Here is a 22,312-nt window from a genome sequence, read left to right as displayed (position 1 = left end):
GCCCATGAACACCCCCCAAGACCTGGAGCGCCTGCGCTTCAACATGATCGAGCAACAGATCCGCCCCTGGGACGTGCTCGAGCGCGACGTGCTGGACCTGCTTGCCAACATCCGCCGAGAAGACTACGTGCCGGCCGAGCACCGCGCCCTGGCCTTCTTCGACATGGACATCCCCCTGGGCGATCTGCCCGGCGAAGTCATGCTCTCGCCCAAGGTCGAGGCCCGCATGCTGCAGGACCTGCACATCCAGAAGCACGAGTCCGTGCTCGAGATCGGCACCGGCTCCGGCTTCATGGCCGCCTTGCTGGCCCACCGCGCCGCTCAGGTGCTGACCCTCGAAATCAACCCGAAGCTGGCAGCGACCGCCGCCGACAACCTCAAGCGCAATGGCGTGACCAACGTCGAGGTTCGCACGGCCGACGGCGCCAAGCCGCTGCCCAGCGGCCCCAGCTTCGACGTCATCGTGCTCAGCGGCTCGGTGGCGCGCGTGCCGCAGAACCTGCTGGGCTCGCTCAAGATTGGCGGACGCCTGGGTGCCATCGTGGGCAACGAACCCATGATGCGCGCCCACTTCATCACCCGCACGAGCGAAGGCCAGTGGGATACGCAGCAGCCATGGGACATCGTCGCCCCGCGCCTGCTGAACTTCCCCGAGCCCTCGCGCTTCAACTTCTGAATCCGCAGGCAGCCAAAGTCATGATCGAGCAAGTCCTCCCTGCGAATCTTGGCGACTGGTTCGCCCGCGACGCGCAGGCGAAGCCGTTGCTGCTGGATGTGCGCGAGCCCTGGGAAGTGCAGACGGCCAGCGTCAAGCCCTTGGGCTACACGCTGCTGGCCATTCCCATGAACGAGATCCCTGCCCGGCTGTCGGAACTCGGGCCCTACGACCGCATCGCCTGCCTGTGCCATCACGGCACGCGCAGCCAGCACGTGGCCTCATTCCTGCATCAGCGAGGCATTTCGAGCATCGCCAACGTGGCCGGCGGCATCGACGCCTGGTCGCGGCAGGTCGACCCCTCGGTACCGCGCTACTGAATTCCATCAACCCAAGGACGCTCATGCCCCGGCTCCGGCTTGTTTCCCTCTGCTGCGCACTCATTGCCCCTCTTTGCGCCGCAATGCCCGCGCAGGCCCAGAGCCTGATCGAACTCTACGAAGCAGCCCGGGGCTTCGACGCCACCTACCAGAGCGCCCGCTCGGCCTACGACGCCGGGGTCGCCCGCGCCGAGCAGGCCCGTGCCGGGCTGCTGCCGCAGGTGGGCCTGTCGGCCAGCGCATCGCACACCGACCAGGAACTGCGCACCGACATTGGGCCGGTGCAGGGCCGAATCGACCGCAGCATTCCGCAGGAATCGGTGGGCATCAACGCCACGCAGCCGCTCTACCGCCCGGCCAATTGGGCCACCTGGGAACAGAGCCGCCGCCAGCTCGACATCTCCAAGGCGCAGCTTGACCTGGCCGAGCAGGACCTCATCGTGCGGGTGAGCCAGGCGTACTTCGACGTGCTCGCCGCGCAAGACGCACTGGCCCTGGTGCGTGCGCAAAAAGCAGCCACAGCCGAGCAATTGGCCTTTGCCAAGCGCAACTTCGAGGTGGGCACCGCCACCATCACCGACACCCGCGAAGCCCAGGCCCGCTACGACCTGGTGCTGGCACAAGAGATCGCCGCGCAGAACGACCTGCAGATCCGCAAGGTCGCGCTCGACCAGTTGGTGGGTCGCGTCAACGCCACGCCGACGCCGCTGGCCGCGCCGGTGCAGCTACCCGCGCTGGCACCCGCCAATCTCGATATCTGGGTGCAGCAGGCGCAGGACGGACATCCGTCCATCCTCACCGCCGAGCGCAACATGGAAGTGGCCAAGCTCGAGGTCGACAAGGCCCGCGCCGGCCACAAGCCCACGCTGGATGCGCAGCTTGGCTACAACGTCACCAACAACCCGAATGGCACCTCGACCAGCACCACGCCGGCCGGCGTGCGGGTGAACGCCGCCAGCATCGGCTTGGTGTTCAACATGCCGCTGTTCGCCGGCTTCGCCACCGAGAACCGCATCAAGGAAACGCTGGCGCTCGAAGACCAGGCTCGCTCGCAGCTCGACTTTGCGCGCCGCAACGTGGCGCAGTCCACGCGCACGGCTTACCTCGGCCTGGTTTCGGGCATGGGCCAGGTGAAGGCGCTGGAAGCGGCCGAAGCCTCCAGCCAGAGCGCCTTGGAAGCCAACCGCCTGGGCTACCAGGTGGGCGTTCGCATCAACATCGACGTGCTCAATGCGCAGAGCCAGTTGTTCCAGACTCGGCGCGACCTTGCCCAGGCTCGCTACAACGTGCTCTTGGGCAACCTGCGGCTGCGCCAGGCCACCGGCTCGCTGACGCCGCAGGATCTTCAGCCGCTCAACAGCGTGCTGGCCAGCGCGGGCAACAGCGGCAGCGCCGCATCGGCGGATCAGCCGTCCGCCGCCACGGTCAGCCCCATCGCCCCGCCGCCGGTGCAGGGCGTGACCCCGCCGGCCAGCGGCGCTACGCCTCCCGTTCGACCGGCGACCCCGACTCGCTGACCGTCGCCTCGGGCGCCAGGGCCGGATCCTGTCCGGCGCTCGCTTCGGTGCGGGCTACCAACGCCAGGATGGCGGCGGCCGTGCGCGCGCCAGCACCGCGATGGGCCGACGAGAACGCCAGCGCCGCCTGGACCATCGCGTTCTGGCGAGCCGGATCGGCCACCAGCATCAGGGTCTGCGTGATAGCCTGCTCCATGTCTTCCACGCGCAAGGCGGCGCCGCCTTCGAGCGCCAGTTCCGACGCTTCCGCAAAGTTGAAGGTGGATGGGCCCATGATCACCGGGCAACCGCAGGCGGCCGCCTCGATCAGGTTCTGCCCGCCCAGCATGGCGAAACTGCCGCCAAGCAGGGCGATGTCGGCCAAGCCATAGTAGAGCGCCATCTCGCCCAGCGAATCGCCGAGCCAGATGCTTTCGCCCTCGCCCGACGGCGAGCCGGCGCTGCGGCGCGCCACCGCAAAGCCGCAGGATTCGATGAGGGCGGCGACTTCGTCGAAGCGCTGCGGATGGCGCGGGACGATCATCCACTGCACGTCCTGCACAGGCAGGCGCACCTTCTTGGCCGCAGCCGGCGACCAGCCCACCGGCGGCGAATGCCGCAGGTGGCGAAGCGTCTCGAGGAACATGCGCTCCTCGCCCTCGCGCGAGCTGGCGAACACCACCACCGGCTTGGGCAATTGCTCGCGCAGTCGGGCCGCCCGGCCCAACTGGACGGTATCGGGCGTGGCGTCGAACTTCAGGTTGCCGAACACGCCCTCGACCCGTGCGCCGGCAGAAACCAGGCGATGTGAATCGGTCTCGGTCTGCGCCCACACCGCCGCCAGCGACCCATAGGCCGGGCGCGAGATCCAGGCCAGCCGCTTGGCGCCGGCCAACGATTTCTCGTTGAGTCGCGCATTGGCCAGTGCCAGCGGAATACCCCGCTCCGCGCAGGCGGCGGTGAGCTCTGGCCAGACCTCGGTTTCCATCAGGATGCCGATGCGCGGTCGGAAGCGATCGAGAAAGCGCCGCACCACCACGGGCGTGTCCCATGGCTGCCAGACTTGCATGTCATCCGGGCCCAGCAGGCGAGCGCCCTCCTCCCGGCCGGTGGCGGTGCCGTGCGTGAGCAGGATGCGGATGCCCGGCACCTCGCGCCGAAGCGCGTCGATCAGCACGCCGGCGGCGCGGGTCTCTCCGAGGGAGACGGCATGGATCCAGCACCAGCCGGCGCCGTGCATGGCTTCGTCATAGTGGCCGAAGCGCTCTTCCACGGCGACGCCGTAGCCGGGTTCGGCCACGGCACGACGCCGCAGCTTGCGACGAAGCAGCGGCTGCAAGAGCCAGGTGGTCGCGCCATACAGGCGCAGCGACAGGGACCGCACGAAACTCAGTGGGCGGCAGCGGCCAGTTGCGCGTCCGGCTTGACGGACCTGAGCAGGGCCAGCATGTCGTGCTCGATGCGCTCGAGCGCCTGCTGCGTCTGACCTTCGAAGCGCAGCACCAGCACCGGCGTAGTGTTGGAAGCACGAACCAGACCGAAGCCGTCTGGCCAGTCGACGCGCACGCCGTCGATGGTGAGCACCTTGGCCGGTGCCGGGAAGCTGGCTCGCTTGACCAGTTCTTCCACCACGCGGTGCGGCTCGCCCTCGGCGCAGGCCACGTTGAGTTCTGGCGTCGAGAAGCTGGTCGGCAGCGCGTTGAGCACTTCGCTCGCGTCGGGCGAGCGGCTGAGGATCTCGAGCAGTCGGCAGCCGGCATAGGTGCCGTCATCGAAGCCGAACCAGCGTTCCTTGAAGAAGATGTGGCCGCTCATCTCGCCGCCCAAGGGCGAATCGACCTCTTTCATGCGGGCCTTGATGAGCGAATGGCCGGTCTTGTAGATCTCGGCGACACCGCCCGCGGCCTCGATGGCCGGCGCCAGGCGCTGCGAGCACTTGACGTCGTAGATGATCGAGCCGCCGGGCACGCGCGACAGCACGTCCTTGGCGAAAAGCATCATCTGGCGGTCGGGGAAGATGTTGTTGCCGTCCTTGGTGACGATGCCCAGGCGGTCGCCGTCGCCGTCGAAGGCAAGGCCAAGTTCGGCATCGCCCGCTTGCAGCGCGGCGATCAGGTCGCGGAGGTTCTCGGGCTTGCTCGGGTCCGGGTGGTGGTTGGGGAAGTTGCCATCGACTTCGCTGTACAGCTCGGTCACCTCGCAGCCGAGCGCGCGGAAGATCGCGGGCGCCGACGCGCCGGCAATGCCGTTGCCGCTGTCCACCACGATCTTCATCGGGCGCGCCAGCTTCACGTCGCCGACGATGCGCTCGGTGTAAGCAGGCAGCACATCCACCTTGCGCACGCTGCCCCCTTCGGCCAGCGGCGCGCTGTCGGCTTCCATGACGCGGCGAAGACCCTGGATCTCTTCGCCGTAGATGGCGCGGCCGGCCAGCACCATCTTGAAGCCGTTGTAGTCCTTGGGGTTGTGGCTGCCCGTGACCTGGATGCCGCTGGTGCACAGGGTGTTTGCCGCAAAGTACAGCATGGGCGTGGTCACGGTGCCGACGTCGATCACCTCGAGCCCGGTGGCCATCAGGCCGCGAATCAGGGCCTCGCTGAGCGCGGGGCCCGACAGGCGCCCGTCGCGACCGACGGCCACCGCCTTCTCGCCGGCGGCACGCGCAGCGGCGCCGAAGGCCTTGCCCAGCGCTTCGGCAACGCGGGGGTCGAGCGTGCTCGGCACCACGCCGCGGATGTCATAGGCCTTGAAGATGGACGCGCTGAGCTGCATGGTCACCTGTTCTCTCTTGCGAAATTGAGTCAAAAGTGGGACTGGCCATTGTAGGGGCCGCATCGGCCGTGACATCCCGTCCGCATGTCCGAAAATGGCCAATGGCCTTGTCGGACGAACCTATGATGGGCAGTCATGAACAGCACCCTCACGCCCCAGACTGGCCTTGACGCAGATGCCTGCTACCTGGCGCTCAAGGCCCATGACGCGCGTTTCGATGGCAGCTTTTTCACCGCTGTTACTTCCACTGGCATTTACTGCCGTCCGGTCTGCCGCGTGAAGACCCCGCGCCGCGAGAACTGCCGCTTCTTCCAGCACGCGGCCCAGGCCGAAGCCGCGGGCTTTCGGCCCTGCCTTCGCTGCAGGCCCGAACTGGCTCCGCGAGCGGGCGCCTGGACCACCGAGGATGCGACTCGCACGCTGGCGCTACAGGCGGCGCGGCTGATCGACGAACCCGACACCTGGAGCGGCAACGGCGGCGATGAGGACGATGCGCCGGCCACCGCGCGCATTGCCCAGCGGCTGGGCGTGAGCGATCGTCACTTGCGGCGGCTCTTCGAGAAGCATCTGGGCGTTTCGCCGCTGCAGTATCTGCAGACCCGCCGCCTGCTGGCTGCCAAGCAACTGATCGCGGACACGCAACTGCCCATGGCGCAGGTCGCCCTGGCCAGCGGCTTTGCGAGCGTGCGGCGCTTCAATGCGGCATTCACGGAACACTACGGCCTTAACCCCTCCGCCATGCGGCGCAGCAGCGATGCGGCCGACGGCAACGCCCAGGGACAGCCCGTGCGCGTGCGCATCGGCCTGCGCCCGCCCTACGACGCGGCACAGATGATGGCGTTCTTCGGCCGGCGGGCCCTGGGCAGCGTCGAACTCGTTCAAACCGGCGGGACCGGCGCCACCGCCAGCTATGCGCGCACGCTGGGTCTGGCGCACGGCGGCCACGAGCACCACGGCTGGCTGCGCATGCAGATCGACGAAGCGCGCGAGCAGGCGCAACTCGAAGTCAGCCCGTCGCTGGCGGGCGTTCTGCCGATCGTCATCAGCCGATGCCGTGCCCTGTTCGACCTGGATGCCGACCCGCTGGCCATCAATGCCGTCCTGCACGACGCATTCCCGAGCGGCGACGGGCTGCGCGTGCCGGGCACAGTGGACGGCTTCGAACTGGCCGTGCGCGCCGTGCTCGGTCAGCAGGTCACGGTCGCGGCGGCACGAACCTTCGGCACGCGGCTCGTCCAGGCCTTCGGCAAGTCGGTCGACACGCCCATCCCCGGACTCGACCGGCTGTTTCCGGCGCCCGAGGCCCTCGCCGAGGCCGACGGCGATGCGCTCGGGCAACTGGGCATCGTGCGCCAGCGCCAGGCGGCATTGCAGGCACTGGCTCGGGAAGTCGCCGCCGGAAGACTCGTGCTGCGGCCCGGCGCAGAACTGGATGCCACGCTGGCGGCCTTGCAGGCGCTGCCCGGCATCGGCGCCTGGACGGCGCAGTACATCGCGATGCGCGCCCTTCGCTGGCCCGACGCCTTCCCCGCCGGCGACGTTGCGCTGCAGAAGGCGCTGGGCGTCGGCACCGCACGCGCCGCAGAACTGGCCTCTAGCGCCTGGAAGCCCTGGCGCAGCTACGCGGTACTGCGCGCCTGGCACGGCGCCGCCGCGCCTTCAACCCTTGCAGCAAAGGCTCCAACATGAAAATCCACAAAACAATGGCCGTCTACACCACATCCATCACCAGCGCGCTGGGCGGCATCACCCTGGCCGCCACCGATCGGGGCCTGGCCGGCGTCTGGTTCGACGCGCAACGCCACTCGCCCGACACCACCGGCTGGATCATTTCGGACGATCACCCGGTGCTGCGCCAGGCCGCTGCGCAACTGACCGACTATTTCGCCGGCACACGCCAGCGCTTCGACGTGCCGCTGGACCTGTCGCACGGCACGCCATTCCAGCAATCCGTGTGGCAGGCCCTGCTGCGCATTCCACACGGCGCCACGTCGAGCTACGGAAGGTTGGGCACCGAGATCGGCCGTAGCGCCGCCGTACGCGCCGTGGGCGCCGCCGTCGGGCGCAATCCGCTGAGCGTCATCGTGCCCTGTCATCGCGTGCTGGGTGCCAATGGGTCGCTCACCGGCTACGCGGGCGGGCTGGACCGCAAGGTGCGCCTTCTCGCGCTCGAAGGCATCGCTGCATGAGCAATGACCGTTCGTCGGCTCAGACCATCGGCAAGATCACGGTGAACTCGGCGCGGCCAGGCGGATGGCTGGTCGACCTGCTGCTGCTGGGTGCCCTGTGGGGCTCTTCCTTCCTGTTCATGCGCATCGGCGCCGCAGAGTTCGGCGCGCTGCCGACCGCGGGCGTTCGCGTGATGATCGCGACGCTGGTGCTGCTGCCGCTCATGGTGCTGCGCGGCCAAGGCCCCGAACTCGTGCGGCACTGGAAGGCAGTATTGCTGATCGGCGTCAGCAACTCGGCCATTCCGTTCGCGCTGTTCTGCTATGCGCTGCTCACCATTAACAGTGGCCTCGCCGCCGTGCTGAACGCCGCGGTGCCGATGTTCGGCGCGCTGATTGCCTGGGCCTGGTTCCGCGAGCGACCCAGTGGCTCGCGCATCGTCGGGCTGCTGATCGGCTTCGCCGGCGTGGCATTGCTGGCAGGCCATGACGCCGGCTTCAAGGAGGGAGACCGTCTTTCCGGCGTGCTTGCGGTGCTGGCCTGCCTGGGCGCGTGCCTGAGCTACGGCATCTCCGCCAACGCCACCCGACGCTTTCTGACCGGCGTGCCGGCCTTCGCCACCGCGGCCGGCAGCCAGCTCGGAGCCAGCCTCGCACTTGCGATCCCGACCTGGTACTACTGGCCGGCGCAAATGCCGAGCGGCAAGGCCTGGCTCGCCATGCTGGCCGTGGGCGTGGCGTGCACGGGACTGGCCTACGTCCTCTTCTTTCGCCTGATCGCAACCGCCGGGCCTTCGCGTGCCCTCACGGTCACCTTCCTGGTGCCGGTATTCGCGGTGTTCTATGGCGTGATCTTCCTCGGCGAGGAAGTCACGGCGTGGATGCTGATGTGCGCGGCCATCATCGCGTGCGGCGTGGCGCTGTCCGTAGGGCTCATCCGCTTGGGCCGGCGTGGCCGCTCGGCGCCACCCGCTCGCTGAATGGCCCACGGCGCATGGGCGTGGACACTTTGTCCAGCCCTGCGCCACGCGTTGCCCGATGTGGTCGAATCGGGATCGATGAAAACTCGCGCACCCACGCCGCCGCAGAGGCAACGCGGTCGATCCATCGCCTCGGCCTTGCGGCCGGCCTCGGTGCTCGTCCTGCTTGCCTTTTCCGTGGGCGCCGTGGCTGCGGCCGAAGCCAATGCCGGACACAATACCGGGGCACGAGCCACCATCGAGCAACGCGTGGCGCCTTGCATCGCCTGCCACGGTCGGCAAGGGTCGAGCAGCAATGCCGCCTACTACCCTCGCCTGTCAGGCAAGCCGGAGGGCTACCTGTTCGATCAACTGCAGAGCTTCAGGGACGGGCGGCGCTTTCATCGCGACATGGTCTACCTGGTGCGCCACATGTCCGACGAGAACCTGCGTGACATGGCCCGTTACTTTGCCCGCCTGGACCTGCCCTATCCGGCGGTCGGCACCACCACCGATGCGGACGCGAACGTGCTCGCGCGCGGGCAGCAGCTGGTGCGCGAAGGCGATGCGGCGCGTGGCATACCCGCATGCGCAAGCTGCCACGGCGATGCACTGATGGGCGTGGAGCCCGGCATTCCGCCATTGCTGGGCCTGCCCCGGCTGTACATCGCATCGCAGTTGGGCGCCTGGCTGACAGGCGACCGAAGCGCACCCGAGCCCGACTGCATGTCCCAGGTCGGACGCAAGCTCGACACCGCCGACATCAACGCCGTCGCGGCATGGCTGGCCATTCAGCCCGTGCCGCAGGAATCGCGCGCTGCGGCGCGTTCCGCCCCATTGCCCACGCCATGCCACGCCATGCGGGCGCAACCGCTGGCGACCGCGCGCTGAAGCCGCATCATCATGCTCAAGCGGCTCATCACACTGCTCGCCATCCTGATCCTGTTCGCGGCATTGGGCGTCGCCGCGCTGCTCACGCTCAACATGCGCGGTGAAGACCCTGTCTCGGATGCCGCTGCGCCCAACCACTACAGCGCGGCCCTGGTCGATCGGGGCCGCTACCTGGCGCTGGCAGGCAATTGCGCGGGCTGCCACACCGAGCGCGGCGGGGCGCCCTACGCGGGCGGCGTGGGCATCGACACGCCGTTCGGCACCATCCGCGCATCCAATATCACGCCGGACAAGCAACACGGCATCGGCGGGTGGAATGCCGACCACTTCTGGCGCGCCCTGCACAACGGCCGCTCGCGCGACGGACGGCTGCTCTATCCGGCGTTTCCCTATCCGAGCTTCACGCGGATCACGCGAGAAGACTCCGATGCGCTGTTCGCCTATCTGCGCACCGTGCCGCCATCGCCGCAGGCCAATGCGCCGCATGCACTGCGCTTTCCCTACAACACGCAACTGGCCCTGGCCACATGGCGGGCGCTTTTCTTCAAGCCGGCCGAATTCGCTCCCGACCCGCAGCGATCGGCATCGTGGAACCGCGGTGCCTACCTGGTGCAGGGCGCCGGGCACTGCGTGGCTTGCCACGGCGCCCGCAATTCGCTCGGTGCCACCATCGATTCGAGAGGTCTGGGCGGCGCCGTCATTCCTGGCGAGAACTGGTATGCCCCTGCGCTCGACGACCCGGCGGAGGCAGGCGTGGGCCACTGGTCTGCCGAGGAAGCCGTCGCGCTGCTCAAGACGGGCAAGGCGCCGCATGCATCGGCCATGGGCCCCATGGCCGACGTGGTATGGGGCAGCACCCAGCACCTGAGCGACACCGACCTGCTGGCCATCGCCACGTACCTGCGTGAACTGCCGCCCTCCTTGACGAGCGGAGCGAAGAATCCACCGGCGCTGAGCCGACACGTGCGCGACGCAGCCACCTTGGCCCGTGGCCAGGCCATCTACGACCGGCAATGCGCGTACTGCCACGGCGAGCAAGGTCAGGGGCAGGATGGCGCCTTTCCTCCACTTCGCCAGCGCCGCGCCGTCGTCATGACGGACGCGAGCAACCTCGTGCAGGTGGTGCGGCATGGCGGCTACCTGCCCACCACCGCAGGCAACCCGCAGCCAGCCGGAATGCCGCCATTCGGGCAGGTGCTCGACGATGCCGACATTGCGGCCGTGCTCACCTATGTGCGTGCGTCCTGGGGCAACGACGCACCGGCCGTGAGCCTGCAGGATGCCATGCGACGCTGACGCGCCAGCGTCGGCTACAGCACTTCCAACACCACCGCAGCGCCCATGTCACCGGCCGCACAGCCGGTGAACAGCCCGATGCCTCCACCTTGCAGGGTGAGCGCATGCGCCAGTTCGGCGATCGCCCGCATCCCGGTCGGCGCTTGCGGATGACCATAGATCAGGCTGCAACCCATCGGGTTCATGCGCTCTAGCGGAATGCCTGTTTCGCAGTGCAGCCAGAGATCGTTCACGGCAAACGGGTTGTGAGTCGTCACGACCTTCAGGTCTTCGGCCCGCCGGCCGGCATCGCTCAACGCTTTCTGTGCAGCGATGGCGGGTGCCTTGGGCATGCGGCCCTTCTCGGCCCGAGCGAATGCCGCGGACAGCAGGCGCACCACGGGCTGGCCGGCGGACAGGCGTGCAGCGGTCTGATGGCTGGACACAACGGCGCCGGCTGTGCCGTCGGCGGGATGCGTCTGCGTGCCGGGCGTGTGGGCACCGCCCGGTTTGACGGGTGACAGCTTGGCCAGCCCCGCCGCGCTGTAGTCGCTGATGCCTTCGTCCGCCTCCAGAACGGTGTTCGACTTGCGCGACTCGATGACGATCGGCCGGAAGTAGCGTCTTTGCATGGCGCGATCGTCGCGCAGGGCATCCTGGTATTGCGAGAAGCGAAGCAGCGTCAGTTCATCGCACTGCTCGCGTGTGAACCCGCCATCGGAGGCGGTGCACTCGGCCGTGTAGAGCATGGATTCCGACGTCCAGGGGTCCGCCGCGAACGAATCGAGCACCCAGTTCGTTGTGACAGGCGCGCCGCCCATCGACTGGCTGCGCGGGTAGATCAGCAACGGGCCATTGCTGGTGCGGTCCGCGGTGATGACGAGCTGCGTCTGCCCATCGCTGAGCTGCGACGCGGCAGCCGCCTGGGCCAGGCAGGCCACCGCCGTGGCGCAGGCCTGGGCGATGGTCGGGCCGCCGATACCGCTCATGCCCAAACGGGCCGCGATCCACGGCGGCGCATAGAAGGTGTTGAGTTGCGGAATGGTGGTGCCCAGCACAAGCTGGCCCACATCGGCAGGATCGAAGTTTGCGAAGGCGAGTGCGTCGCGCGTTACCTGGGTCGCCAGATCCAGCGCCGACACGTCAGCCGCCGCGCCCTGCCAGCGGATGAATGGAGAGCTCCACAGGAGCGGCAGGGGGATACAAGCATCATCGAATTTCATGGAGATTCACTCAAGGCTCAAAGTGCGACCACGCGTGGGTCGGCTCGGTTGGCATGGAGGGCTTCGACCTCAGCCGCTCGCCGTTGCAGCACCGCGCGCTGGTTGATGTAGCCCTTGTCGGTGATCTCGCCGGCCTCCATGGCCGGCATGTCGTCGAGCAACAGTGCCCGGCCCGGGCTCTGAGAGGACCCCGTCCCCACCGCACGCATCGATCGCAATGCGCCCAGGATCGATTCGCACAGCGTGTCCCGATCAGCTTGGCGGCCTTGCGGTGATAGGAAGAGCAGCAGGCCGATCTCGTCGCGGTCATGCCCGGTGACCACCGCATCCGCCACGTAGGGCGACATCGCGGTGACGGCCTTCAGCCTCAGGCCGCCGACGGACACCCAGGTGCCCGTCGTCAGCTTGAAGTCCTCCGCCACGCGGCCATCGAAGGCGATGCCTTTGGACGGATCGTGCGCATCGACCAAGCGCCCTGCGTCGCCGATGCAATAGAAGCCTTCGTCGTCGAAGGCCGCAGCGGTCAATGCGGGCGCATTCCGATAGCCTGGGAAGACCTGCGGACCCTTGACGCGCATCTCGAGCTTCTCGCCGTTGGGCACCAGCTTGACCTCGCAGCCGGGCAGCGGTGCACCGATGCAGCCGGCGCGCTCGATGTGCCAATGGACGGTCGTGATCGCCGGCGCGGTCTCGGTGGCGCCCCAGGCCGAAGTGAACCAAACGGGCCGTTCCCGCACCGAACGTGCCACGGCCTCCAGCCGTTCCCACGTACTCTGTGGCAGTGCAGCGCCGGCATAGAACAGGCCATCGAGTCGCTCGAACACCTCGTGCGCAGCCTGGGCGTCCTGCTCCAGGAACGGCAACAGCATGTCGAAGCCCTTGGGCACGTTGAAGTGAAAGTTGGGCCGCACATCTCGAAGGTTGGCCAATGTCTTTTCGATCAGGCCGGGCGCCGGTCGGCCTTCGTCGATGTAGAGCGCGCCGCCATGCTTGAGCACCATGTTGAAGTTGTGGTTGGCGCCGAAGGTGTGGCTCCATGGCAGCCACTCCAGCAGCACCAGGGGCCGCTGGCCCAGGAAGGGCCACACCTGCGCGATCTGCTGCTGATTCGCGCACAGCATGCCGTGCGTGTTGATCACCACCTTGGGCATGCCTGTCGAACCGCTCGTGAGCAGGTATTTCGCGGGTGTCTGGGGCCGAACATCGGCGGCAAGGCGGGCGACCATCGGCCCTTCATTGACCGACTCGAGATCGGCGAACGATCGCACTTGGTTCGAGGTCCCCTGGCGGGCCGCGTCCAGCCGGCTGAAGTAGCGCGGTGCCGAACCGGCCCAGGCCTGCAACGCGGGGCCGTACACCGCCTCGTCGGACGCATAGACCATCGCCGGCTCGAGCATGTCCAGGATGCCGTGGATCTTTTCCCACGACTTGGCCAGGCGCGTGTACGCGCTCGAGACCGTGCAACTCACCCGACCGATGTACATGGCCGCGAGCGAGAGCAAGGCATGGTCGATCGCGTTGTCAGAGACGATGACGATGGGCTTGTCGGCAGGCAGGTCCTGCTGCAGAAGACCTTGCGCGATGCGGCCCACCCGCTCGCGCGTGACACCGTAGTTCAGGCGAATCCATTGCCCGTCCGCGCCGCGCTCGGCAAGAAAGAGCGCGTCAGGACAGTCGATGCGCCAGTGGTCGAGCCAGTCGCCGATGCAGCGGTCGAAGGGCTGCAACGGCTGCTCGTTGCGAAGGATGAAGCTGCCGTCCGCGCGGTCTTCGCGCACGACGCCGGGCGATGCGAGGGCACCTTCGAAGCCCAGGAGGGAGTGACTCATGCGGGGGCTCTGCTCTTGGCCGCCGACGGAGCATGCTCAGTCATCGACCCAACTTTCCGTACACTTGTGTATGGACAGTTTAGGCTTTGCCCGACGGGTCCGTGCTAGGGTTTGCCCGCGCACCGGCGGGCACGCTCAGTCGAGCAGCGTGCGGGCGACGAACTCGCGCCGCTGGGTCTTCTCGTCCGTTGAGCCCTGGTTGCGAAACAGCGACTCGGACTGCATGTAGCAGTACAGAAGGAATGCGCGCGCCTTCGCGTCAGGCAGCACGAAGCCCAGGTTCGAGAAGCATTCCTCGAGGTAGGCCAGTCGCTTGGCATCCACCGCGTCCACCACGCGGCGCGCCATCTCGTCCCGGCGCGCCCAGGCGCGGATGGCCAGTTCCACCGACGCACCCTTCATCGCCGCTCGCCCGTGAAAAGGAAGCGCGACCAACTCCTTGATGAGCTCGGCCGACTGAACGCCCTGCTTGCGGTAGCGCGCAATGATCTGCTCGGTCTGCTGTTCCTGCCAATCGAGCAGCACCTGCTTGAGCAAATCGTCTCTATCGGCGAAGTGCCAGTAGAAGCTTCCACGGGTCACTTCGAGGATCTTGGCCAGAACGTCCACCCGCACGGCGTCGATGCTTCGGTGGATGAGCAGCTCGGTGGCGGCGCGGATCCAGTCTTTCGGCGTGAGCTGATTGCGATCGGCCTTCGCGGCCTTGGTGGAAGCGGCGGCAATGCGCTTGGCGCTGGGCGTCGATGTGGCGGGCATGCGCGATCATAGTGATGGACTGCCGCCAGGCTAGAACAAACATGAGTGTCTGGACATCTAAACACCGGTACGAACGGCCCCGGAGCGCGCCCGCTCGACCCCGGGGCTTCGACGCTACGCCGCTTAGAAGCGGTAGTTCATCGTCAGCGTCGCGCTGCGCGGCTCGGCGTAGGTGATCTGGTCATAGGCGTCGAACATGCCGTAGTACTTCTTGTCCGTCACGTTGTTGATGTTCAGTTGCAGCGACAGCTGCGGGCTGAAGTCGTAGCGCGCCATCAGGTTCACCAGCGAATAGGCGCCCTGCTCGATGTCCGTCGGCACGCCCAACGGATTGATCGCGGTCGTGTAGGTCTTGCTCTGCCAGCTCACGCCGCCCCCGAGGGTCAGGCCGCTGAGGGCGCCCGGCAGGCGATAAGTGGTGAACACGCGCAACAGCTTGCGCGGGTAGATCGTGTTGACGTCCGTCCCGTCCTCGTCTTCCAGCGTGTATTGGCTGTAGCCTGCCGTGAGGTTCCAACCGGTGGCCAGCTGGCCGGTCAGCTCCATCTCGAAGCCCTTGCTGGTGGCGCCGTCCGCCGCACGGTAGGCCGTCTCGGGCAAACCACCGATGCCGACGAGCTGATCGGTCGTGGCAATGGCCAGGTTCTTTTGCTTGATCTGGAACAGCGCTGCCGACGCGTTCAAGCGGCGGTCGAGGAATTCCGCCTTCATCCCGACCTCTCCGCTGTTGCCCTTGATCGGCTCGATGTAGTTGCCATTGATATCGCGGGCCACCTGAGGCAAGAAGATGTTGGTGTAGCTGGCATAGGCCGACAACTGCGGCGTGATGTCGTAGGTCAGGCCAACAAAGGGCGTGATCTCGTTGTCGTACTTGAGCGAGTACGGGTTCGAGTAGATGTCACCGCCGTCGCGCTTGTAGTAGTTGGCGCGCATGCCCAGGATGACCTTGAGCGGATCGGCCAGATGCAGCCGGGCCGCGCCATACAAAGCGTCCTGGCGGGTCGTGCCGTCGCCGTAGTAGCTTTCGGCGCTCCAGGCAGGCTGCGCATACCCGAAGCCGTCCCACGTGTTGAAGTTGGGCAGCATGCCGCCGGCAGGCGTGGCCGTGCGGGCGTTCGCAAGAAACTCCTGACGCGAGGCGACGTAGCCGAAGCCCAGTTCGTGCTTGCGGCCCAGGGCCTCGAAGCTGCCGCTCGCGCGTATCGCGAAGTCGTCCTGCGTCGTCTTCACGTCGTAGGAGCCCGGGAAGGTGAACACGCCCAAGCCGGTCGTCGCGTCGGGCGCGCCGAAGGCGTAGAGCAGGTACGAATCGGCCTTGCGCTCGCCGCGTGTGTAGTCGAGCTTGAGCTTCCAGTCGGTGCCCAGGCGCTGCTCGAGCGATGCGAAGTAGGTCTGATAGCTGGTCGTCCAGTTGGTCCAGTCGGCGGCCGCCGTCTTGGACGTGTCCCAGTCGGTGAAAGAACCGTCGGCATAGAACACGGGCAAGCCGCCCCACATCGGTCCCTTGGCCTTGTTCTTCTGATAGCTCAGGCCAGCGGTGAGCAACGTGTCGGGCGTCAGGTCTGCCTCGATGGTGGCAAACAACGTCTGGCTCTTGCTGGAAAGGTTGTCGGTCCAGCTGTCCTTGTCCTGGAACTCGCCCACGATGCGCGCACGCAGCGTCTTGGCCTCGTTCACCGGCGTATTGAGATCGATGAGCGCCCGCTTCTGGTTCCACGACCCCGCTTCCAATTCGAGGTTGCCCTGGAACTGCGTCGCGTTGGCGCGCTTGCGTACGAGGTTGATGGCGCCCGACGGCTCACCCGCGCCGCTGGTCAGGCCCGTGGCCCCGCGCACGAGTTCGACGTGGTCGTACATCGCAAGGCTGGTGAAGATTTCGCCGGAGCTCCACGGCTGCTCCCACGTGGTCGGGACGCCGTCGATCATCAGCGTGTTGAGCTCGAATCCGCGCGAGATGAACGAGCCGCGATTGGTCTCGTACTGGTTCACCGCCATGCCCGTCGAATTCTTGACGACGTCGGAGATGGTGCGCATGCCCTGGTCGGCGATTTGCTGCTGCGTCACGACGGACATCGACTGCGGTGTTTCCCGCGGGCTAAGGTTCAGGGGCGTCGCGGTGCTGGTCTGGCGCGTGACGTAGGCGCCCGTTCCTTCGGTAGCGCTGCTGGTCACAGGCGCCGCCTCGACCGTCATCGACGGCAGTGCACCCGTCGATTGCTGCGCGTTGGCAAGAACTGGAATCGCGAGCGCGATGCACGCAGTCAGTTGTTGGAGTGGTCCAGGGACGGACGAAGTATTCCCTCGATGAAGAGATTTCATGTTTTGAGTCTGGAAGATGGTCAGTGCGCAAGTTGGAACAAACTCGCAACCATCGACCTTAATGCGAATCATACGCATTTGTAAACCCATTGTTAGCAATGTGTTGGGTTCTTGCGGTACCGCCGCTCGGCAATCAGGCTTTGGCCAAGCAAATGAAAAACGGGCTGCAACCTTGCGATTGCAGCCCGTGATCAGTTTGGAAATCTGGCGGAGTGGACGGGACTCGAACCCGCGACCCCCGGCGTGACAGGCCGGTATTCTAACCAACTGAACTACCACTCCTGGTAGACAGCTTCGCTTCCTTTGAAGCCAAGTGCTGCCACTTGTGCCGCTTCACTTGCGTGAAACTGGCGACCCTACGGGGATTCGAACCCCGGTACTCACCGTGAAAGGGTGATGTCCTAGGCCTCTAGACGATAGGGTCAAAATAAAACCGCTGCAAACCAAAGACTTGCAGCGGCTAGCGCTTAACTTGGCGGAGTGGACGGGACTCGAACCCGCGACCCCCGGCGTGACAGGCCGGTATTCTAACCAACTGAACTACCACTCCTGGTAGACAGCTTTCGCTTCCTTCGAAGCCAAGTGCTGCCACTTGTGCCGCTTCACTTGCGTGAAAACTGGCGACCCTACGGGGATTCGAACCCCGGTACTCACCGTGAAAGGGTGATGTCCTAGGCCTCTAGACGATAGGGTCAAAACCTTAGGAACAAACCGCGAACTCGCGTTCGTTTTTCGACTCGATTGGTGGAGGTAAGCGGGATCGAACCGCTGACCTCTTGCATGCCATGCAAGCGCTCTCCCAGCTGAGCTATACCCCCATTGCCGCTTGCGTTGCCGTCAGAGTTTTAGCTCTTCTGACTCGTCTTGCGACTCGCTTCGAATTTCTTCGTTTGCGTCGGTGTCGAGCCTCGCATTGTATAACGATTTTCAGACGCTTTTCAAGCGCTGCAGAATTTTTTGCTTTGATGCGAGCGCCAGAACGGCATCGAGCGAGGGGGTCTGCGGCGTGCCCATGACGAGCACGCGCACCGGCATCGCCAACTGCGGCATCTTCAGGCTTTGCGCAGCCAAAACTTCCTTGATGGTGGCGGCTATGGAAGCCTTGTCCCATGTGCTCAGCTGCTCAAGCTTTTGCGCCAGCAGCGTGATCGCCGGCTTCACCGCAGCGGTGAGATGCTGGGCTCGATCTTCAGCGCTTGCTTGCACCAACTCGTCGGAATAAAAGCGCGATGACCAGTCTGTGAGCGCGACAGTCGTGTCGCAGCGGTCCTTGAACAAACCGCAGATCGCCGGAAGGTGTTCGTCGCCGGAAAGGGCGCGCTTGGCGAGCTGCTCGGCCACGAGCACAGCCAGCGCATCGTCCGACATGGCCTTGAGGTGCTGGGCATTGACCCAGCGCAGCTTGGTCTCGTCGAATTGCGCGGCGCTGCGGCCCAGGTGGTCGAGGTCGAACCACTCGAGAAACTGTGCGCGTGAGAACAGTTCGTCGTCACCATGGCTCCAGCCGAGGCGAGCCAGGTAGTTGACCATGGCATCTGGCAGGAAGCCCTCGTCGCGGAACTGGGTGACGGGCTTGGCGCCGTTTCGCTTGCTCATCTTCTCGCCCTGCTCGTTGAGCACGGTGGGAAGGTGCGCATACACCGGCGGCTCCTTGCCGAGCGCGCGAAAGATGTTGATCTGGCGCGGCGTGTTGTTCACGTGATCGTCGCCGCGAATCACGTGAGTGATGTTCATGTCGATGTCGTCGACCACCACGCAGAAGTTGTACGTTGGCGTGCCGTCGGGGCGCGCAATGACGAGATCGTCCAGCTCCTCGTTGGCGACCTCCACCCGCCCCTTGACCTTGTCATCCCAGACGACAGTGCCGGTTTGCGGGTTGCGAAAGCGAAGTACCGGCTGCACGCCTACCGGCACAGGGGGCAGTTGCTTGCCGGGCTCCGGACGCCAGGTGCCGTCGTAGCGGGGCTTTTGCTTGGCAGCCATCTGGCGCTCGCGCAGAGCGTCGAGTTCTTCCACGCTCATGTAGCAGGGATAGACCAAGCCTTCGGCCTGCATCTGCGCCAGCACCTCCTTGTAGCGAGGCATGCGCTGCATCTGGTAGTACGGGCCCTCGTCATGATCGAGACCCAGCCAGGCCATGCCCTCGAGGATCACATCGACGGCGGCTTGCGTGGATCGCTCCACGTCGGTGTCTTCGATGCGCAGGATGAAATCGCCGCCCGTGGAGCGAGCGAAGGCCCACGGGTAAAGGGCCGAGCGGATGTTGCCCAGGTGAATGAACCCCGTGGGAGATGGCGCGAAGCGCGTGCGTGTCTTGCTCATTTGTCTTGCGATGCTCAGGCGCCCAGCGTGGCCAGTCCACGCAGCAGGTCGTCCTGAATGTCTTCATGATGCTCCAGCCCAACGGCCAGGCGGATGGTGCCTTGGCTGATGCCGGCGGCCTGGCGCTGTGCTTCGGTGAGTCGCCCGTGCGAGGTGGTCGCCGGATGGCTGATGATGGTCTTGGTATCGCCGAGGTTCGTGGCGATGGAAAGCACCCGGCAGCTGTCGATCACGTGAAAAGCCTTGGCCCGTGCCGCCTCGGGCGTGTCGCCCGCCAGTTCGAAAGAGAGCACACCACCGCCGAGTCCGCTTTGCTGGCGCATGGCGAGCTCATGTTGCGGATGCGATGGCAGACCTGGGTAATAAACACGCGCAACGTTGGACTGCGCCTCGAGCCAGCGTGCGATGGTGAGCGCGTTGTCGCAGTGCGCCTTCACGCGCACGCCGAGCGTTTCCATGCCCTTGAGCACGACCCATGCGTTGAATGGCGACAGCACCATTCCGGCCGTGCGGACGACCGGCGCGAACTTCTCGGTGATGAGCTGTCGGCTGCCGCACAGGGCACCGGCCATCACGCGCCCCTGGCCATCCAGGTACTTGGTTCCCGAATGCATGACCAGATCGGCGCCGAGTTCGGTCGGTCGTTGAAGCAACGGGGTCGCAAAGGCGTTGTCCACCGCCAGCAGCGCACCGGCCGCGTGGGCGATTTCGGCCAAGGCGGCAATGTCGCACACCTCGGTCAGCGGATTGGTCGGTGTTTCGGCAAACAGCAGCCTGGTGTTGGGCTTGACTGCGGCGCGCCACTCGTCCACGTCGGTCTGCGAGCAAAAGGTGGTCTCGACGCCGAACTTGCCGAACTCCTTGGCAAACAGGTTGAGCGTCGAGCCGAACATCGAACGCGAGAGCACCACGTGATCGCCCGCCTTGAGCAGGCCCATGATCATCATGAGGATGGCGCCCATGCCGCTCGATGCACCGATGGCCGCTTCCGTACCCTCCAGCGCCGCCAGGCGCTGCTCGAACATGGTGACGGTGGGATTGGAGGTTCGCGCGTAGGTGTAGCCCTCGCCGCTGGCGAACCGCTCGGCCGAGGTGGCGGCGTCGGGTTGGACGAAGCCGGTGGTGAGATAGAGCGCTTCCGAGTTCTCGCCATATTGGCTGCGCTCGATGGACGTGCGAACCGCCAGCGTCTCCGGGCGCAGGCCCTTGGGCAGGGATTGGTCTTTCATGTCAGCGCCGTCGTTCAGCTCAGATTGGGCAGCGTCAGCCTTGAGGTGTCTTCGTCGCCCTCCTCGCTGCTGCCTTGGGGCCGGCTGCTCTGCATGCGCGATATCGAGTCGGTGTCGATGTCACCGGTGATGTACACGCCGTCGAAGCACGAGGCTTCAAACCCGGACAAGGTGCCCGCAGCCGACGGCGAGGCGGCCTTCATCACGGCGCGCTTCATGCCTTCGACGTCCTGGTAGATCAATGCGTCGGCGCCGATCAGTTCGCGCACCTCTTCGATGGTGCGGCCATGCGCCACCAACTCGTCCTTCGTCGGCATGTCGATGCCGTAGACGTTCGGATAGCGCACCGGCGGCGCGGCACTGGCCAGATAGACCTTCTTGGCGCCGGCGTCGCGCGCCATCTGCACGATCTCGCGGCTCGTGGTGCCACGCACGATGGAGTCGTCCACCAGCATCACGTTGCGGCCCTTGAACTCGCTGACGATGACGTTGAGCTTTTGCCTCACCGACTTCTTGCGAACGCCCTGCCCCGGCATGATGAACGTCCGGCCCACGTAGCGATTCTTGACGAAGCCCTCGCGGTACGGAATGCCCAGCAGATGCGCCAACTGCGTGGCGCTGGGGCGGCTGGATTCCGGAATGGGGATGATCACGTCGATCTCGCTCGGCGGCACGGTGGACACCACGCGCTTGGCCAGCGTCTCGCCCAGATTGAGTCGCGCCTGGTAGACCGAGATGCCGTCCATCGTCGAATCGGGCCGGGCAAGGTAGACGAACTCGAAGATGCACGGGTTGCGCGTGGCGCCTTGTGCGCACTGCTGCGATTGCACGTTGCCCTGGAGGTCGATGAACACCGCCTCGCCAGGTGCGATGTCGCGCTCGAGCACAAAGCCCGAGCCTTCGAGCGCCACCGATTCGCTGGCCACCATGGCGGAACCATCGGCGCTGCGGCCGATACACAGCGGACGGATTCCGTACGGATCACGGAAAGCCAGCAGGCCGTGGCCCGCAATGAGCGCCACCACGGCATACGACCCGCGCAAGCGCTGGTGCACATTGCGCACCGCTGCGAAGATCTCCTTGGCTTGCAATGGCACGCCGCGCGATGAGCGCTCCAGTTCGTGCGCCAGCACGTTGAGCAGCACCTCGGAATCGCTCTCGGTATTGGTGTGGCGATGGTCGGTCGAGAACAGTTCGGCACGCAGCGTCTGCGCATTGGTCAGGTTGCCGTTGTGCGACATCACGATGCCGAACGGGGCGTTCACGTAGAAGGGCTGCGCCTCTTCCTCGCTGTAGGCGTTGCCCGCCGTGGGATAGCGCACCTGGCCCAACCCGACGTTGCCCGGCAGCGCGCGCATGTTGCGCGTGCGAAACACGTCGCGCACCATGCCCTTGGCCTTGTGCATGAAGAACTTGCGCTCCAGCAAGGTGACGATGCCGGCAGCGTCCTGTCCGCGATGCTGCAGCAGCAGCATGGCGTCATAAAGCAATTGGTTGACCGGCGCGTTGCTGACGACACCAACGATTCCACACATGGGTGATCCTTCACTAAGGCAGATAGCTTGCCAGTTTTTCCGGCAATGCGGGCTTGGCATTGAGCAAGGCCGCGTCGAGCAAGGTGGCGCTGCTCGATTCGCGCCACCAAGCACTTTGTTCCAACGAAAACAGGTGGACCGCCACGGCCACCATCAACAAGGCAAGCACGCCCCGAGCCAGGCCGAAAACCGCACCGAGGGTGCGATCGACGGGGCGCAGTCCGACGGCCTTGACCAGCGCCCGGATCAGGCTGGCCAGAAGGCCGATCCCGAATGCGACGGCAACGAAGATCAGCACGAAGGCCGCGGCGTAGCGCCAGGGTGCATCCGGCGTACCCATCGGCAGGATTTCGGCCAGGTCGGACGCGAACCATTGCGCCACGAAAAAGGCCGCTATCCAGCCGCACAGCGAGATCACTTCAAACAGCAGCCCCCGCCAGACTCCGACCAGCACCGACAGGCCAAGCAGCGCAACGGCGATCCAGTCCAGCGCAGACACGCGT

At 66.0% G+C, this 22,312-nt stretch carries 18 protein-coding genes and 5 tRNA genes; 8 read left to right on the top strand and 15 right to left on the bottom strand.

The features are described 5' to 3' along the window. Window positions 1-4: 4 nt before the first annotated feature. From QTH91_RS05260 to QTH91_RS05250, 3 genes are read left to right on the top strand one after another with little or no spacing between them, the layout of a single operon-like run. The gene (locus QTH91_RS05260) at window positions 5-676 is read left to right on the top strand and encodes a protein-L-isoaspartate O-methyltransferase family protein (protein WP_286658955.1); all 672 of its coding nucleotides are present in this window, start codon (window positions 5-7) and stop codon (window positions 674-676) included. A 20-nt stretch (window positions 677-696) separates the two neighbouring features. After that, on the top strand, window positions 697-1,035 hold the full coding sequence (locus QTH91_RS05255; protein ID WP_286658954.1) for a rhodanese-like domain-containing protein: 339 nt from the start codon (window positions 697-699) through the stop codon (window positions 1,033-1,035). 23 nt (window positions 1,036-1,058) lie between these two features. Beyond that, on the top strand, window positions 1,059-2,552 hold the full coding sequence (locus tag QTH91_RS05250) for a TolC family outer membrane protein (protein ID WP_286658953.1): 1,494 nt from the start codon (window positions 1,059-1,061) through the stop codon (window positions 2,550-2,552). On the opposite strand, the gene QTH91_RS05245 is transcribed toward QTH91_RS05250, so the two are convergent. Both QTH91_RS05245 and QTH91_RS05240 read right to left on the bottom strand, forming a co-directional pair. After that, window positions 2,515-3,915, bottom strand: coding sequence for a 3-deoxy-D-manno-octulosonic acid transferase (locus QTH91_RS05245; RefSeq protein WP_286658952.1), 1,401 nt, complete (start codon window positions 3,913-3,915; stop codon window positions 2,515-2,517). The two genes, QTH91_RS05250 and QTH91_RS05245, sit on opposite strands and share 38 nt — an antisense overlap. 5 nt (window positions 3,916-3,920) lie before the next feature. Beyond that, entirely contained in the window at window positions 3,921-5,303 is a 1,383-nt protein-coding gene (locus QTH91_RS05240) for a phosphomannomutase/phosphoglucomutase (RefSeq protein WP_286659624.1), read from the bottom strand. A gap of 135 nt (window positions 5,304-5,438) precedes the next feature. Between QTH91_RS05240 and QTH91_RS05235 the strand changes: the two genes are divergently transcribed. The 5 genes from QTH91_RS05235 (at window position 5,439) to QTH91_RS05215 (ending at window position 10,617) form a co-directional block, all read left to right on the top strand. Continuing rightward, complete coding sequence (locus QTH91_RS05235) at window positions 5,439-6,992, top strand: Ada metal-binding domain-containing protein (protein WP_286658951.1); 1,554 nt, start codon at window positions 5,439-5,441, stop codon at window positions 6,990-6,992. Next, window positions 6,989-7,492 (top strand): methylated-DNA--[protein]-cysteine S-methyltransferase, encoded by a 504-nt coding sequence (locus QTH91_RS05230; protein ID WP_286658950.1) that lies wholly within the window; start codon window positions 6,989-6,991, stop codon window positions 7,490-7,492. The genes QTH91_RS05235 and QTH91_RS05230 overlap by 4 nt, the downstream gene beginning before the upstream one ends. Further along, window positions 7,489-8,451, top strand: coding sequence for a DMT family transporter (locus QTH91_RS05225; RefSeq protein WP_286658949.1), 963 nt, complete (start codon window positions 7,489-7,491; stop codon window positions 8,449-8,451). The genes QTH91_RS05230 and QTH91_RS05225 overlap by 4 nt, the downstream gene beginning before the upstream one ends. 78 nt (window positions 8,452-8,529) lie before the next feature. After that, complete coding sequence (locus QTH91_RS05220; protein ID WP_286658948.1) at window positions 8,530-9,321, top strand: c-type cytochrome; 792 nt, start codon at window positions 8,530-8,532, stop codon at window positions 9,319-9,321. A gap of 9 nt (window positions 9,322-9,330) precedes the next feature. Then, window positions 9,331-10,617: a c-type cytochrome gene (locus tag QTH91_RS05215; RefSeq protein WP_390368722.1), complete on the top strand. Its 1,287-nt coding sequence runs from the start codon at window positions 9,331-9,333 to the stop codon at window positions 10,615-10,617. Between the two features lie 14 nt (window positions 10,618-10,631). Here the strand turns inward: QTH91_RS05215 and QTH91_RS05210 are convergent, their stop codons facing one another. From QTH91_RS05210 to QTH91_RS05150, 13 genes are all read right to left on the bottom strand, one after another. After that, the gene (locus QTH91_RS05210) at window positions 10,632-11,819 is read right to left on the bottom strand and encodes a thiolase family protein (protein ID WP_286658946.1); all 1,188 of its coding nucleotides are present in this window, start codon (window positions 11,817-11,819) and stop codon (window positions 10,632-10,634) included. 17 nt (window positions 11,820-11,836) lie between these two features. Further along, window positions 11,837-13,648 (bottom strand): feruloyl-CoA synthase, encoded by a 1,812-nt coding sequence (locus tag QTH91_RS05205; RefSeq protein ID WP_286658945.1) that lies wholly within the window; start codon window positions 13,646-13,648, stop codon window positions 11,837-11,839. A 135-nt stretch (window positions 13,649-13,783) separates the two neighbouring features. Beyond that, entirely contained in the window at window positions 13,784-14,404 is a 621-nt protein-coding gene (locus QTH91_RS05200) for a TetR/AcrR family transcriptional regulator (protein ID WP_286658944.1), read from the bottom strand. A 123-nt stretch (window positions 14,405-14,527) separates the two neighbouring features. Beyond that, window positions 14,528-16,576 (bottom strand): TonB-dependent siderophore receptor, encoded by a 2,049-nt coding sequence (locus tag QTH91_RS05195; RefSeq protein ID WP_286658943.1) that lies wholly within the window; start codon window positions 16,574-16,576, stop codon window positions 14,528-14,530. A gap of 352 nt (window positions 16,577-16,928) precedes the next feature. After that, a tRNA-Asp gene (locus tag QTH91_RS05190) sits at window positions 16,929-17,005 on the bottom strand. Between the two features lie 66 nt (window positions 17,006-17,071). Then, window positions 17,072-17,147 (bottom strand) — tRNA-Glu (locus tag QTH91_RS05185). 49 nt (window positions 17,148-17,196) lie between these two features. After that, window positions 17,197-17,273 (bottom strand) — tRNA-Asp (locus QTH91_RS05180). Between the two features lie 68 nt (window positions 17,274-17,341). Next, window positions 17,342-17,417: transfer RNA gene (locus QTH91_RS05175), tRNA-Glu, on the bottom strand. A gap of 48 nt (window positions 17,418-17,465) precedes the next feature. Beyond that, window positions 17,466-17,541: transfer RNA gene (locus tag QTH91_RS05170), tRNA-Ala, on the bottom strand. A 109-nt stretch (window positions 17,542-17,650) separates the two neighbouring features. Further along, the gene (gene gltX, locus QTH91_RS05165; protein ID WP_286658942.1) at window positions 17,651-19,045 is read right to left on the bottom strand and encodes a glutamate--tRNA ligase; all 1,395 of its coding nucleotides are present in this window, start codon (window positions 19,043-19,045) and stop codon (window positions 17,651-17,653) included. Window positions 19,046-19,059: 14 nt separating this feature from the next. Beyond that, entirely contained in the window at window positions 19,060-20,274 is a 1,215-nt protein-coding gene (locus QTH91_RS05160; RefSeq protein WP_286658941.1) for an O-succinylhomoserine sulfhydrylase, read from the bottom strand. Between the two features lie 14 nt (window positions 20,275-20,288). Further along, complete coding sequence (gene purF, locus QTH91_RS05155; RefSeq protein WP_286658940.1) at window positions 20,289-21,809, bottom strand: amidophosphoribosyltransferase; 1,521 nt, start codon at window positions 21,807-21,809, stop codon at window positions 20,289-20,291. 13 nt (window positions 21,810-21,822) lie between these two features. Further along, on the bottom strand, window positions 21,823-22,308 hold the full coding sequence (locus QTH91_RS05150; RefSeq protein ID WP_286658939.1) for a CvpA family protein: 486 nt from the start codon (window positions 22,306-22,308) through the stop codon (window positions 21,823-21,825). Between the last annotated feature and the right edge of the window lie 4 nt (window positions 22,309-22,312).

The organism is Variovorax dokdonensis (assembly GCF_030316895.1).
In the GTDB taxonomy this organism is placed as follows: Bacteria; Pseudomonadota; Gammaproteobacteria; order Burkholderiales; family Burkholderiaceae_C; genus Variovorax; species Variovorax dokdonensis.
This window is presented reverse-complemented; position numbering and strand designations above follow the sequence as displayed.

Bases quoted from the DNA above. Each gene is read 5' to 3' on its own strand.
- QTH91_RS05255 (WP_286658954.1), top strand. From the start codon at position 697: ATGATCGAGCAAGTCCTCCCTGCGAATCTTGGCGACTGGTTCGCCCGC.
- QTH91_RS05200 (WP_286658944.1), bottom strand. From the start codon at position 14,404: ATGCCCGCCACATCGACGCCCAGCGCCAAGCGCATTGCCGCCGCTTCC.
- QTH91_RS05210 (WP_286658946.1), bottom strand. From the start codon at position 11,819: ATGAAATTCGATGATGCTTGTATCCCCCTGCCGCTCCTGTGGAGCTCT.
- QTH91_RS05160 (WP_286658941.1), bottom strand. From the start codon at position 20,274: ATGAAAGACCAATCCCTGCCCAAGGGCCTGCGCCCGGAGACGCTGGCG.
- QTH91_RS05240 (WP_286659624.1), bottom strand. From the start codon at position 5,303: ATGCAGCTCAGCGCGTCCATCTTCAAGGCCTATGACATCCGCGGCGTG.
- purF (WP_286658940.1), bottom strand. From the start codon at position 21,809: ATGTGTGGAATCGTTGGTGTCGTCAGCAACGCGCCGGTCAACCAATTG.
- QTH91_RS05260 (WP_286658955.1), top strand. From the start codon at position 5: ATGAACACCCCCCAAGACCTGGAGCGCCTGCGCTTCAACATGATCGAG.
- gltX (WP_286658942.1), bottom strand. From the start codon at position 19,045: ATGAGCAAGACACGCACGCGCTTCGCGCCATCTCCCACGGGGTTCATT.
- QTH91_RS05205 (WP_286658945.1), bottom strand. From the start codon at position 13,648: ATGAGTCACTCCCTCCTGGGCTTCGAAGGTGCCCTCGCATCGCCCGGC.
- QTH91_RS05250 (WP_286658953.1), top strand. From the start codon at position 1,059: ATGCCCCGGCTCCGGCTTGTTTCCCTCTGCTGCGCACTCATTGCCCCT.
- QTH91_RS05230 (WP_286658950.1), top strand. From the start codon at position 6,989: ATGAAAATCCACAAAACAATGGCCGTCTACACCACATCCATCACCAGC.
- QTH91_RS05225 (WP_286658949.1), top strand. From the start codon at position 7,489: ATGAGCAATGACCGTTCGTCGGCTCAGACCATCGGCAAGATCACGGTG.
- QTH91_RS05220 (WP_286658948.1), top strand. From the start codon at position 8,530: ATGAAAACTCGCGCACCCACGCCGCCGCAGAGGCAACGCGGTCGATCC.
- QTH91_RS05235 (WP_286658951.1), top strand. From the start codon at position 5,439: ATGAACAGCACCCTCACGCCCCAGACTGGCCTTGACGCAGATGCCTGC.